This window comes from Streptomyces sp. NPDC048671, assembly GCF_055587045.1.
Window position 1 is genome coordinate 85,567 of sequence record NZ_JBVJHB010000004.1, and the last position, 13,422, is coordinate 98,988.

The following is a 13,422-nucleotide window of genomic DNA, read 5'->3' on the forward strand; positions in this document are numbered from 1 at the left end:
GGAAACGCGGCGGCCAGGCACACAAGCCTCGGAACAGAGTATTTCGGATGGCCGGTTCTCGCTTCTTCTCACCACCGGCCCGGTCGCTACCCCCGCGCCCAGGTGTGCATCGCGGCCCGCGAGGAGAAGTTCGCGACATCCTTGTCGAGAGGATGGTCGGTGTACTGATGGATGCGCCAGGTGGCCTTGATGCGGGGCTTGCCCGCAGTGACGTAGTCGGCGATCCACAGACCGTCCCCGGCGTACGACGTGGTGTCGTGGTTCAGCCAGAAGTAGCGGTTGCAGTACAGCAGGACCCGGTGGTGCGGCCGCAGCCGTTTGACCTCGCGGATGAACTGGTCCTTCTCGGCGTTGCTCGCACGGGTGCCCTCACCGTTCTCCTCCCAGTCGACGGCCAGCAGCTCCCCCGCCTTCTCCGGCGCCTTGCTCAGGAAGTACTCCGCCTGCGCCGTGATGTTCCCGGGCCACAGGAAGTGGTAGAAGCCGACGACGCATTCCGCGTCCCGTGCGCGCTTCGTCTGGTCGGCCAGACGCGAGTTGACGTACGAACGCCCTTCGGTGGCCTTGATGAAGACAAAGTCCAGACCGGCCGTGTCGAGGGACGACTGATGCGAGCTGACATCGACACCATGGAGCATGGGCACCGCCTTCAAGTGGTTCGCGTGATTCCGCTTTCATCCGTTAAGTGCCCGCGACTTGTGGGTCCCATCCGTCGGAGTGGTAGAGGAATCGTTTCGCCGTCACCCGGAATAGCTCCGGGCACTGCCGGGTCGGTGAACCGGCAGGAACCAGTTCACGCAGCGCAGGACATCGCTCCGGTGCACGGCAACCGGGGTGATGCGGCGGCCATCGAGAAGGCCCCGGTCCCGGCGTCCCCCGAGCGGACTGCCGAGTGGCGGGCCTGAGGCCGGCTGCTGAGGTTCGCGCGTGAGGTCCGGGCCTCGCCTGCGGGACCGGGGGCATCGGCGCGCCATCGACACCGCGCCGGTACGGGGCTTCGCCCAGGTCGTACGGGAACTCGCCGCCGCGGCCGATCCGTCGCCGGCTGACCGGCGGTCAGGGCCTCTCGTCGCCGGGGCGGGCCGGCAGGCTGTCCATGAAGGAGCTGACGGAGAACACCGCGCGTCCGGGACCCGGCGGGCCGTAGCCGGGAGGCGAGCTGAGTCCGTACTCCTCCATCGTCGAGCGGTAGGCGTCCAGCAGCCGGATGTGGTACTCCAGCGGCGCGCCGTCCGGGTTCGTCTTCCCCAGCGGAGTCGTGGGCTCGGGACACCAGGTGGTGAAGCGGGGCGTGATGCCGTGCGACATGAAGAACCGCAGGCCCTCGGTGGTGGACTCGATGGCCTCCTTCACCGTGGTGAAGCCGAACGGCTCGGCCATCTCCACGCCCGCGACGAAGTTGGGGATGACGTTGCGGGCGCCGAAGACCTCGGCGGAGTCCAGGATGCGGCGGTGCCATTCGTCGCGGCCGACGTAACGCTCCTTGCCGGGGCAGTACAGCTCGAACAGCCGGGGGTCCCACACCTCGTAGTTGGGGTGGTAGATCTGCACGCCGTAGTCGTGGAACCGCTGTACGTCGGCCTTGGGAAGGGCCTGGGCGACGACCTTGCCGATCCAGCGGCCGGGGAAGCGCTCCTCGATGGCCTTCGCGTACTGGCCGTAGAAGTCGGCCTCGTCCCGGCCGCCGATGTGGGAGGTGATGGCACCGCCGGTGAGCGTGTAGGCCGTGGACGTCTTCGCGGTGTCGTACCGGTCGATGATGGCCAGCGCCTCAAGGACCTCCTCGACCGGCTTCACTCCGGTGTACGGGCGGCCCGCCGCCTTGTGCTGGCGCCAATTGTGGTTGATGTCGCAGTACTGGCACTCCTCCTTCGCGCCGAAGTACTGGCAGACGCGGAAGACCGTCAGATAGACGAGGTAGCCCCACTGGATGGTGGGCGCGACCTCCATCACGGACTTGCCGTTCTCCAGCGTGTGCCGGTAGTAGTCCGGCATCGGGGGGAGCCCGACGTCGGAGATCCGCCTGCCGTCGAGGTAGAGCCCGAGCACTCCGTCGTCGTCGGCCGCGACCCGGTAGGGAGATGCCGGATTCACCCGCACGGAGACCACGGTGCGCCGCAGCTCGTACGGTCCGCCGGTGAGGACGATCTCCTCCGGCGGCCGGCGCAGGGCGGCAGCCCCCAGCTCGGGCAGGGTGCCGTGGTCGAAGGAGAAGATGAAGTACGACTTCGGCTTGACGTCACCGCCCTCGTTGTCGCTGAGCGCGGACTCGTCGAAGGCCAGGCCGCCGCGCAGCAGGTCCTCCTTGATCACGGCCTCCCGCGGCACGTGCGGGAACTGCTCCATGAGCCGTTCGATCAGGCGGGTGCGACCTGCGTCGGTGCTGCCGGGCTCGGTACGGCTGGGCTCTGTGCGGCTGGGCTCTGTGCGGCTGGGCTCTGTGCGGCTGGGCATGTGCGGGGCTCCTCGGTCCGGTTGTCGGTGGTGTTCCGAATACGCCACCCTGTGCAACGAACCACGAACCGGAAGCGTTCTCGATCCCGTAGGCGTTCTCGATCCCGGTGGCGTTCCTGACCGGGGGCGCCGGAGGTGTGGCCGCTGGGACCGTTCTGCGAGCGCCCGTCGCCACGGTCTATGTGACCGGTGAGTAGGGTGTGGGGCCCGGGAGCCCGTCGGCCGTGCGGTCGGCCCGACGCCCGGTGGTTGCCGGAGTCGGCCGCGGATCGGAAGTACTTCATGCCCCGCACCATGTCCGTGTCGGACGGCATCGTGGTTCTCGCCTCCCCTTCGGCCGTGTACGAGCAGCTCAGCGACCCGACCGCGATGGGGCGCTGGAGTCCGGAGAACCGGGGCGCGAAGGTGCTCGGGGAGCGCCGGGACGCGTACGTTGGCATGGTCTTCGAGGGCCGCAACAAGCGCGGGCGGATGCGCTGGACGACACGCTGCACGGTGACCGCGGCCGATCCGGGCGAGCGGTTCGCCTTCCGGGTCCACGCGATCGGTGCCCGGCGGCCGCGGCTCCCCGGCGCGATCGCCACGTGGGAGTACCGGTTCGAGGCCGTGGACGGTGGCACACGGGTCACCGAGACCTGGACCGACGACCGCCGCGGCTGGCCGGACTTCCTGGCCAACGCCTTCGACCGGGCGGCCACCCGGGGGCACACGTTCGCCGAGTTCCAGCGCGGCAACATCCGCACCACGCTCCAGCGGCTGAAGGCGGCGCTGGAGGCCCCGCTGGACGGGGACGCGCCCAGGGCATGACCCTTCGGCCGTCGCCCTCAACGCTCCCAGTGCGTGGGGCGGCTGAGCGACCGAGGGAGCCGGGTGGCGCCGTTGCCCCGGGCGGCGTTCAGCTGTGACTGCGTCAGGAAGAGTGCTCCGGTCAGGTCGGCACCGGACAGCTCCGCGTCCCGGAAGTCCGCTCCGATGAGGTCGGCGAGCCGGAGATCGGCTCCGGTGAGGTCCGCCGCGATGAGGTAGGCGCCGCGCAGGTCGGCACCGCGCAGATCCGCTCCCTTGAGGCGGGCCCCGATGAGGTCGGCACCTCGGTGGTTGCGCTTCTTCTTGCGGGGAGCGGTCGCACGTACGAGTTCGCTGGTGCGCGAGAGCAGGGCGGCGACCTCGTCCCGGTGTGCCGCGACGTCCAGGTCGGCGAAGGCTTCGGCGTCGAGGTGGGTGAGACGCTCGGTCGCGTCGAGGGTGCGGCCGATCTCGCCGTGGAGGGGACGGGCCGGCGCCAGTTCGGCCGCCTCCGTCAGGTACCAGAGCAGCTCGTGCAGCTGTCGCATGACCGGGAAGACCTGGAACATCTGCTGGGCGCTCTCCGGGGCCGCGCGCCAGTCCTGTCCGCCGAAGGTCTCCCCGGAGACCTTCTGGCCGGCGCCGAAGCAGTCGTACACGGTGCAGCCCGGAAAGCCCTCGGTGCGCAGCCGGGTGTGGATGCCGCAGCGGAAGTCGTCCTGAAGGTTGCGGCAGGGTTTCCCGGCGTCCTTGTTGATGGCGAAGTCCGCGGACCGGGTCAGGGTGAGCGCGACACAGCACAGCCCGAAACAGTTCCCGCAGTCGGCGCGCAGGCCGGCACGGCCGGTGCTGTCCACGGGGTCGGTGCCGGGGGCTCGGTCGATATCGGGCACGGTGCCTGCATCCTCCGGTGTGCGGGGTTCATGAGCGACCGAGCCTACCGAGCTTCGCCGCGGGCCCGATCCACGTGGTGTCCTTCATCAGGGGTCCTGCCGGGCCGGGCAGGACCGACAGGGCTTCCGGAACCGCTGAACGGGGCCCTAACAGGGGCCTCCCCCACGGGCCGGCTGCCCCGCGCGCGACAATGGTGGGTAATACATCTTTATGGGAGGTGGCCACCATCGTGGCGAACGCACCAGTCGACAGCATCCCGGCCCGGCGGGTACTGACCGATCCGGCGGGCCTGGCCCGGTACCAGCACGACGAGGCCGAGTGGGCTCCGTACGGGATGCCGCTTGCGGTGGTGCGCCCGCAGAGCACCGACGAGGTGCGGGACGTGGTGCGCCACTGCGTCGCCCACCGCATTCCGCTGGTGCCGCGCGGCGCGGGGACCGGTCTGTCCGGCGGCGCGAACGCCGTCGACGGGGCGGTCGTCCTGTCGTTCGAGGACATGGACCGGATCGTCGACATCGACGCGGCCGAGCGGCTGGCAGTGGTCCAGCCCGGTGTGGTCAACGACGATCTCCGGGCGGCCTGTGCGGAGCACGGGCTCTGGTACCCGCCGGATCCGGCCAGTTCACCGTGGTCCACCATCGGCGGGAACGTCGCGACCAACGCCGGGGGCATGTGCTGCGTCAAGTACGGGGTGACGCGCGACTACGTGCTGGGCCTTGAGGTCGTCAACGGGCTCGGCGAAGTCGTCTCACTGGGCCGCCGTACCGCCAAGGGCGTGGCGGGATACGACCTGGCCGGGCTGATGGTTGGCTCCGAGGGCACGCTCGGGGTGATCACGGAGATCACCGTGCGCCTTCGTCCGGCACGGCTCCAGGAGCGCACGGTGGCGGGCTACTTCTCGTCGGTGGTCGCCGCCGGTGAGGCGGTGAGCGCCGTGACGGCGTCCGGCGTCATCCCGTCCGCGCTCGAACTGGTCGACCGGCACTGTCTCGCCGCCGTGGACGCCTGGAAGAAGATGGGACTCTCGGCGGACGCGGACGTGGTGCTGCTCGGCCGGGTCGACACCCCCGGAGCCGAGGGCGACGCCGAGGCCGAACTGATCCGGGACTGCTTCGACCGGGCCGGCGCGAGCTGGGCCGCGGTCTCCACCGACCAGCAGGAGGCCGATGCCCTGTTCCAGGCCCGGCGGCTGGCCTATCCGGCACTGGAGCGGCTCGGTCCGGTCCTGACCGAGGACGTGTGTGTACCGCGGACGGCGGTTCCGGAGATGCTGGCGCGGATCGAGCGGACGGCGGCCCGGCACGACGTCCTGATCGCCAACATCGCCCATGCCGGCGACGGCAATCTGCACCCCCTGATCATCACGCCGCCGGGTGACCAAGCCGCACGCGCCCGCGCCCAGTCGGCCTTCGAGGACATCCTGGACGACGCGATCGCGCTCGGCGGCACGGTCACGGGCGAGCACGGGGTCGGGCTGCTGAAGATGCGCGGCATGGACAAGGAGCTGGGACCCGCGGTGCTCGCCATGCACCACGCGGTGAAGGCCGCGCTCGATCCGCACGGCATCCTCAACCCGGGCAAGGTGCTCAGGGACCGCGCCTGACCTCGCCGTCCGTGTCCGGGGGCCCGTTGTCAGTGGGGCGGCGCACACTGGCAGCCAGTGTGTACGGGCGAAAGGGGGAGGCGGATGGGCGCCGAGGAGGAGACCGGTTTCGAACCGGCCACCGGGGAGGGTCAGTCACCCCCGGGCCCGGCCGCGAGGCGTGCCGCCGCGGTGCGGACCGCGTTCGCCGGGATGGTGCAGATACGTCGGCTGGCCAACACCGGGCACCCGGCCCCGGAGTCCGTACCGGCCCCGTGGGAACTGCACCGGCCGGTACGGGCCGTCGCCCTCGCGCTGGAGGCATCGGGCCTGTCCGCGTCGGCCGTTGACGCGTCGGGGCGGCGCACGGCGACCGGGTACCGGGTGGAAGCCGGCGCGACGCCGGGCACCGTACGGGTCGAGTGGCTCGGGCCTCCCGGCAGCGGGGCGGCGCACGAGGAGGACGGCGAACTGGCCCGGTGCGCGGCGGTGCTGCGGGAGTCGGGGTGGACCGCGCTGCTGTACCGCGGGCCGCGCCGCCGAAGATTCCTGGAGGTCGAACCACCGGCCGGTGCGCGTGGCCCGGAACGCCGCTAAGGGCTGGGAGAGCCCTTGGGGACCGCGCCCCGAGCTGTCGCACCGGGCGTTGTCAGACCCATGGGGGATGCTTGTGGGTCCGACACCTCTGACCTGGAGATGCTGAGATGCGCAATGACGAACTCGCCGCGGCGCAGGCGTACGTCCGTTTACTGGAGGCCACTCGGGCCGTGCTCTGCGACCCTGATGACGCCCCCCTGTACATGCCCGTGCTCGCCGCACCGATCGAGGAGGCCGACGGCGCGCTGCGGCGGGCCGGGCTCTCGGGCAACGAGTCCCGGTTCTTCGACCTCGTCCGTTCGCTCCAGCCGAGCATGTCGGGCCGCGGCCACTGAGCCGTGCCGGGCAGCCGGCGCGAGGGCCGTGCAGTTCCCCGAGGGCGCGGTCTGCTCCCCGCACAAGCGGCTGCTGTCCGCCAGCGGCCCCGACGAGGTCGGACCGTCGGACTGTCGAGGACGCCCGCAGCGACGACCGCACCGCGTTCCGGTCTCCAGCGGAGGCCACGTGGCGGAAGCCAACTGACCCGACCGGGCCGGCCCGAGAATCACCTCGGGCCGGCCCGGTCCGTCTTCGGCCGGGTCGCCCCAATCCGTGGTGAATTGATTCAAACCAAGAAGAAGACTGGCCAGCTGCTTGACTAGTCGCTGGCGCCAAACCTAGCGTACGTTCCAGATGAAACGATTCACATCATCCTGACGGCTACCGTCGCCGGATGACTCTGCTTACGAGGTGTTCATGTCTGATGTGTCGGCCGTCAAGGCAGCCCTGAAGTCTCAGGTGATCGAGACTCCTTCGTGGGGTTACGGCAATTCCGGGACCCGTTTCAAGGTGTTCGCGCAGCCGGGCGTGCCGCGCGACCCGTTCGAGAAGATGGAGGACGCGGCGCAGGTCCACACGTTCACCGGGGTCGCGCCGAAGGTGTCGTTGCACATTCCCTGGGACAAGGTGGCGGACTACGCCGCATTGACCGGGCACGCCGAGAGCCTCGGGCTGCGGATCGGCGCGATCAACTCCAATGTCTTCCAGGACGACGAATTCAAGCTGGGATCGGTCACCCACCCCGAGGCGGCGGTGCGGCGCAAGGCGACCGATCATCTGCTGGAGTGCGTCGACGTCATGGACGAGACCGGCTCGCCCGATCTCAAGCTGTGGTTCTCCGACGGCACCAACTACCCCGGGCAGGACGACATCGTTGCCCGCCAGGACAGGCTGTCCGAAGCCCTGACGGAGGTGTACGAGCGGCTGGGCGACGACCAGCGGATGCTGCTGGAGTACAAGCTCTTCGAGCCGGCGTTCTACACCACGGATGTGCCGGACTGGGGTACGGCCTACGCGCACTGCCTGAAGCTCGGCCCGAAGGCCCAGGTGGTCGTGGACACCGGTCACCACGCGCCGGGCACGAATATCGAGTTCATCGTGGCGATCCTGCTGCGGGAGGGAAGGCTCGGCGCGTTCGACTTCAACTCCCGCTTCTACGCGGACGACGATCTGATGGCCGGTGCCGCCGACCCCTTCCAGCTCTTCCGGATCATGCACGAGGTGGTCAGGAACGGCGGTCTCAAGTCCGAGACCAACGTCAACTTCATGCTCGACCAGTGCCACAACATCGAGGCGAAGATCCCGGCGGTGATCCGGTCGGTCGCCAATGTGCAGGAGGCGACCGCCAAGGCGCTGCTGGTGGACGGGGACGCCCTCGGCGCCGCGCAGAAGTCGGGCGATGTCCTCGCCTCGAACGCCGTCCTGATGGACGCGTACAACACCGATGTGCGGCCGCTGCTCGCCGAGGTGCGTGAGAAGCAGGGATTGGCCCGTGACCCGTTCGCCGCCTACCTAGCCTCCGGCAACCAGGAACGCATCGCCGCCGCCCGGGTGGGCGGCACGCAGGCCGGCTGGGGCGCCTGAGCCGTCCGTACGGCCCCCGTCCCCCTTGCCGTCAACGCACTTCTCACCCCCGAAGGAACCCTTATGACGTCCGCGACGCACCCCGAGGTCGCAGCGCTCCTGGAGCGCGCGCACCGGATCGGCTCCGACCCCCGCAACACCAACTACGCCGGTGGCAACACGTCGGTGAAGGCCGTCGGCGCCGATCCGGTCACCGGTGGCGGGACCGAGCTGCTCTGGGTCAAGGGTTCCGGGGGTGACCTCGGCACCCTGACGGAGCCGGGTCTCGCCGTTCTCCGCCTGGACCGGGTCCGCGCCCTCAAGGAGGTGTACCCGGGCGTCGAGCGCGAGGACGAGATGGTGGCGGCCTTCGACTTCTGCCTGCACGGCAAGGGCGGTGCCGCGCCGTCCATCGACACCGCCATGCACGCCCTGGTCGAGGCGGCGCACGTCGACCACCTGCATCCGGATTCGGGGATCGCGCTGGCGTGCGCGGCCGAAGGCGAGAAGCTGACCGCCGAGTGCTTCGGTGACAAGGTGGCCTGGGTGGGCTGGCGCCGGCCGGGGTTCCAGCTCGGTCTCGACATCGCGGCCGTCAAGGAGGCCAGCCCGCAGGCGGTCGGCGTGATTCTGGGCGGTCACGGAATCACCGCCTGGGGCGAGACTTCCGAGGAGTGCGAGCAGAACGCGCTGTGGATGATCCGTACCGCCGAGACCTTCCTCAAGGATCACGGCAGGGCCGAGCCCTTCGGTCCCGTACTGCCGGACCGGGTGGCCCTGACCGCGGAGCTGCGCCGCGAACGAGCCGCGGCTCTCGCCCCGTTGATCCGCGGTCTGGCGTCGACGGACCGCCCTCAGGTGGGTCACTTCACCGACGCGGGACCGGTGCTGGACTTCCTGTCCCGCGCCGCGCATCCGCGCCTCGCCGCGCTGGGCACCTCGTGCCCGGACCACTTCCTCCGCACGAAGGTCAGCCCGCTGGTCCTCGACCTTCCCGCGGACGCGCCGGTGGCCGAGGCCGGGGCGCGGCTGAAGGAGCTGCACCAGGAGTACCGCGAGGCATACCGCACGTACTACGAGCGGCACGCCGTCCCCGGCTCCCCCGCCATGCGCGGTGCGGATCCGGCGATTGTGCTGGTGCCCGGGGTGGGCATGTTCTCGTTCGGGAAGGACAAGCAGACCGCCCGTGTCGCCGGGGAGTTCTACCTCAACGCCATCAACGTGATGCGTGGCGCCGAGGCCGTCTCCTCGTACGCGCCGATCGAGGAGTCCGAGAAGTTCCGGATCGAGTACTGGGACCTGGAGGAGGCCAAGCTGCGCCGGATGCCGAAGCCGAAGCCGCTGGCCACCCGGGTGGCGCTGGTGACCGGTGCGGGTTCGGGGATCGGGAAGGCCATCGCCCGCCGGCTGGCCGCCGAGGGCGCGTGTGTGGTCGTCGCGGACATGAACGCGGAGAACGCCGCCGCGGTCGCCCGGGATCTCGGCGGGGCCGACCGGGCGGTCGCGGTGACGGTCGACGTCACCAGTGAGGAGCAGATCGCCGAGGCGTTCAGGGCCGCCGTGCTCGCCTTCGGCGGTGTGGACCTCGTCGTCAACAACGCGGGGATCTCCATCTCCAAGCCGCTGCTGGAGACGACGGCGCGCGACTGGGACCTGCAGCACGACATCATGGCACGCGGTTCGTTCCTCGTGTCGCGGGAGGCCGCCCGGGTGATGCGGGCTCAGGATCTCGGCGGCGACATCATCTACATCGCTTCCAAGAACGCCGTGTTCGCGGGTCCGAACAACATCGCGTACTCGGCGACCAAGGCCGACCAGTCCCATCAGGTGCGGCTGCTGGCGGCGGAGCTCGGCAAGCACGGGATCCGGGTGAACGGCATCAACCCGGACGGTGTGGTGCGCGGCTCGGGGATCTTCGCCGCCGGCTGGGGCGCGCAGCGGGCGGCGACGTACGGCATCGAGGAGGAGAAGCTCGGCGAGTTCTACGCCCAGCGGACCCTGCTCAAGCGCGAGGTGCTGCCGGAGCATGTCGCCAATGCCGTGTTCGCGCTGACCGGTGGCGACCTCACGCACACCACTGGTCTCCACATCCCTGTCGACGCCGGTGTGGCGGCGGCCTTCCTGCGATGACCCGGACACGATCCCCATGGCTGTGAACTCATTCGACCGTCCGGCCGGCGACGCCGTCTTCGCCGCCGTGGACCTCGGTGCCACCAGCGGCCGGGTGATGACGGGCCGGGTCGGTCCCGGCACTCTGGTGCTGGCCGAGGCGCACCGTTTCGCCAACACCCCGGTGCGGCTGCCGGACGGGCTGCGCTGGGACGTACTGGCCCTGCACCAGGGGATGCTGGACGGGTTGCGGGCGGCCGGGCGCGGTGGTCCGGTCGCTTCCATCGGCATCGACACCTGGGCGGTGGACTACGGTCTGCTGGATGCCGACGGGGCGCTGCTCGGGGTGCCGTTCCACTACCGGGACGGGCGCAACAGCGGGATGTCGGAACGGCTGCCGGACGGCTGCGGCGCGGCGGAGCTCTATGCGGTCAGCGGGTTGCAGCATCTGCCGTTCAACACGGTGTTCCAGTTGCTGGCACACCGTGCAACGGCCCAGTGGGAGGCGGCGCGGACGCTGTTGCTGATGCCGGATCTGCTGGTGCACTGGCTGACGGGGTCGGTGGGTGCGGAGATCACGAACGCGTCGACGACCGGTCTGTTCGATGCGCGCCTCGGTGGCTGGTCGGACGAGCTGATCGGGCGGCTGGGGCTGGCGCGTTCGCTCTTTCCGCCGCTGCGTGAGCCGGGCGATCCGGCGGGGACACTGCTGGCGCACGTCGCCGAGGCGACGGGTCTGCCGGCCGGGACCCCGGTGACCACCGTCGCCTCGCACGACACGGCGTCGGCGGTTGTGGCGGTGCCGGCGACGGGGCCGGATTTCGCGTACGTCTCGTGCGGCACCTGGTCGCTGGCCGGTCTGGAACTGGATGCCCCCGTGCTGTCCGAGGAGTCCCGGGCGGCGAACTTCACCAACGAGCGCGGGGTCGACGGCACCGTCCGGTACCTCCGCAACATCATGGGCATGTGGCTGCTGGAGGAGTGCCGCCGGGCGTGGGACCGCGAGGGCCCGGCTCTCGGTCTGGCCGGGCTGCTGACCGACGCGGCCGCGGCGGAGCCGTTCGCCGCGGTGATCGACCCCGATGACGAGGCGTTCCTCGCGCCGGGCGACATGCCGTCCCGGATCGACACGCATCTGCTGCGGACGGGGCAGACGCCTCCGGGGAGTCCCGGAGGGTACGTGCGGTGTGTGCTGGAGAGTCTGGCGCTGGCCCATCGCAGGACGTTGCGGCGGGCCGCGGAGCTGGCGGGCCGCGAGCCGACGCGGATCCATCTGGTCGGCGGCGGCTCGCGCAACGAGCTGCTGTGCCAGTGGACGGCGGACGCGAGCGGGCTGCCGGTGACGGCGGGGCCCGCCGAGGCCACGGCGCTCGGCAACATCCTGCTGCAGGCCCGCGCTCACGGCCTGGTGGGCGACCTCGCCGACATGCGCCGGCTGGTCGCCCGTACACAGGAGTTGCGGCACTACGAACCGCGCGGAAACGGACAGGACTGGGACCGCGCGGAGGCCCGGCTCAGCCCGGGGCCGGTCCCGGCGGACGCCTGACCGGGTCAGGGACCGCACCAGCGCCCCACTGGACCGAGCCGCTGCCGGACCGGACGGGACCCGGACCGGACCTGGAAATGGCTTACGAGGAAGGGAAATACCTGATGTCTGACGACCGCGCCGCCGAACCCGGCAGCCCCCTTGTACGGACGTCGCGCCGCCGAACCCGGGTGGGCCTGGTCTCGGGCGGGCTCGGTGCGTACTGGCCGCAGTTCCCCGGCCTTCTCGACCGGCTGCGGGAGTCGGCCCGGTTCGTGACGGCACGGTTCGAGGAGATGGGCTGCGAGGTGATCGACGCGGGTTTCGTCTCCGATCCGCAGGAGTCGGCCAAGGCCGCGGAGCAGTTGCGCCGGGCCGACTGCGATCTGGTGGTGACGTTCCTGACGACGTACCTCACCGCGTCGATGGTGCTGCCGATCGCCCAGCGCACCCACACCCCGGTGCTGGTGATCGACCTCCAGCCGACCGAGGCCATGGACCATCCGAACACCGGCACGGGCGAGTGGCTGGCGTACTGCGGTCAGTGCCCGTTGCCGGAGGTCGCCAATGTGTTCCGGCGCAGCGGCATCCCGTTCCGCTCGGTCTCCGGCCATCTGCGTGACGAGAACGCCTGGGGCAGGATCCGGCGGTGGATCTCGGCCGCCGGCGTGCGCGGGGCCCTGCGCCACGGCCGCCATGGGCTGATGGGGCACCTGTACCCGGGCATGCTCGACGTCTCCACCGACATGACGCTGGTCTCCGCGCAGTTCGGCGGTCATGTCGAGGTCCTGGAGTTCGACGACCTGCGGGTCAGGGTCGCGGCCGTCACGGACGGGGAGACAGCCCAACGGGTAGCGCTGGCCCGTGAGGTCTTCACCCTGGACGGTTCCGTCGACGAGGGCGACCTCGCATGGGCGGCCAGGGTCTCGGTCGGTCTCGACCGGCTGGTGGAGGACTTCGCGCTCGACAGCCTCGCCTACTACCACCGGGGGCTGGAGGGCGAGACGCACGAACGGCTGGGCGCCGGCATGATCCTGGGCGCCTCGCTGCTGACCGCCCGCGGGGTGCCGATGGCCGGTGAGTACGAGCTGCGCACCAGCCTCGCGATGCTGATCGCCGACACCATGGGGGCGGGCGGTTCGTTCACCGAGTTGCAGGCGCTCAACTTCCGCGACGGGGTCGTGGAGATGGGTCACGACGGCCCCGCCCATCTGGCCATCAGCGCGAAGGACCCGCTGCTGCGCGGTCTGGGTGTGTACCACGGCAAGCGGGGCTGGGGTGTCAGCGTCGAATTCGATGTCGTCCACGGGCCGGTCACCACCTTCGGTATCGGTCAGGAGGCCGACGGCTCGTTCGTTCTGATCACGTCCGAGGGGGAGGTCGTGCCCGGTCCCCTCCTGGAGATCGGCAACACGACCTCCCGGGTCGATTTCGGCTTCGATCCCGGCGAGTGGACCGATGCCTGGTCCGCCACGGGCATCGGTCACCACTGGGCGCTGTGCACCGGCCACCGCGCCAGGGATTTCCGGGCCGTCGCGGACCTGCTGGGCATCGCGTTCCGTACCGTGACCGGGCCCAACGCCCTCTGACCCGA

General features: G+C 70.5%; 11 protein-coding genes. 8 read left to right on the forward strand and 3 right to left on the reverse strand.

The window, feature by feature from the left end:
• Positions 1-86: 86 nt before the first annotated feature.
• Positions 87-638: a glycoside hydrolase family 25 protein gene (locus ACZ6S6_RS09450; protein ID WP_362955571.1), complete on the reverse strand. Its 552-nt coding sequence runs from the start codon at positions 636-638 to the stop codon at positions 87-89.
• A gap of 418 nt (positions 639-1,056) precedes the next feature.
• Positions 1,057-2,454 carry a radical SAM protein gene (locus ACZ6S6_RS09455; protein WP_469704587.1) on the reverse strand — a complete coding sequence of 466 codons (1,398 nt, stop codon included), beginning with the start codon at positions 2,452-2,454 and terminating at the stop codon, positions 1,057-1,059.
• 282 nt (positions 2,455-2,736) lie between these two features.
• Between ACZ6S6_RS09455 and ACZ6S6_RS09460 the strand changes: the two genes are divergently transcribed.
• Complete coding sequence (locus ACZ6S6_RS09460) at positions 2,737-3,261, forward strand: SRPBCC family protein (protein WP_362955565.1); 525 nt, start codon at positions 2,737-2,739, stop codon at positions 3,259-3,261.
• A 17-nt stretch (positions 3,262-3,278) separates the two neighbouring features.
• Here ACZ6S6_RS09460 and ACZ6S6_RS09465 read toward each other — a convergent pair whose 3' ends face one another.
• Positions 3,279-4,133, reverse strand: a complete 855-nt coding sequence (locus tag ACZ6S6_RS09465) for a pentapeptide repeat-containing protein (RefSeq protein ID WP_469704588.1) — start codon at positions 4,131-4,133, stop codon at positions 3,279-3,281.
• Between the two features lie 230 nt (positions 4,134-4,363).
• Between ACZ6S6_RS09465 and ACZ6S6_RS09470 the strand changes: the two genes are divergently transcribed.
• The 7 genes from ACZ6S6_RS09470 to ACZ6S6_RS09500 all read left to right on the forward strand — a co-directional run bounded on the left by ACZ6S6_RS09470 (position 4,364) and on the right by ACZ6S6_RS09500 (position 13,417).
• Positions 4,364-5,737 carry an FAD-binding oxidoreductase gene (locus ACZ6S6_RS09470; RefSeq protein ID WP_362955559.1) on the forward strand — a complete coding sequence of 458 codons (1,374 nt, stop codon included), beginning with the start codon at positions 4,364-4,366 and terminating at the stop codon, positions 5,735-5,737.
• An 84-nt stretch (positions 5,738-5,821) separates the two neighbouring features.
• Positions 5,822-6,313, forward strand: coding sequence for a hypothetical protein (locus ACZ6S6_RS09475; RefSeq protein ID WP_469704589.1), 492 nt, complete (start codon positions 5,822-5,824; stop codon positions 6,311-6,313).
• Between the two features lie 107 nt (positions 6,314-6,420).
• On the forward strand, positions 6,421-6,648 hold the full coding sequence (locus ACZ6S6_RS09480; RefSeq protein ID WP_469704590.1) for a hypothetical protein: 228 nt from the start codon (positions 6,421-6,423) through the stop codon (positions 6,646-6,648).
• Between the two features lie 400 nt (positions 6,649-7,048).
• On the forward strand, positions 7,049-8,215 hold the full coding sequence (gene rhaI, locus ACZ6S6_RS09485; protein ID WP_469704591.1) for an L-rhamnose isomerase: 1,167 nt from the start codon (positions 7,049-7,051) through the stop codon (positions 8,213-8,215).
• A 63-nt stretch (positions 8,216-8,278) separates the two neighbouring features.
• Positions 8,279-10,324, forward strand: a complete 2,046-nt coding sequence (locus ACZ6S6_RS09490; RefSeq protein WP_469704592.1) for a bifunctional aldolase/short-chain dehydrogenase — start codon at positions 8,279-8,281, stop codon at positions 10,322-10,324.
• A gap of 16 nt (positions 10,325-10,340) precedes the next feature.
• Positions 10,341-11,849 carry a rhamnulokinase gene (locus ACZ6S6_RS09495; RefSeq protein ID WP_469704594.1) on the forward strand — a complete coding sequence of 503 codons (1,509 nt, stop codon included), beginning with the start codon at positions 10,341-10,343 and terminating at the stop codon, positions 11,847-11,849.
• A 104-nt stretch (positions 11,850-11,953) separates the two neighbouring features.
• The gene (locus ACZ6S6_RS09500; protein WP_469704595.1) at positions 11,954-13,417 is read left to right on the forward strand and encodes an arabinose isomerase; all 1,464 of its coding nucleotides are present in this window, start codon (positions 11,954-11,956) and stop codon (positions 13,415-13,417) included.
• Positions 13,418-13,422 lie beyond the last annotated feature (5 nt).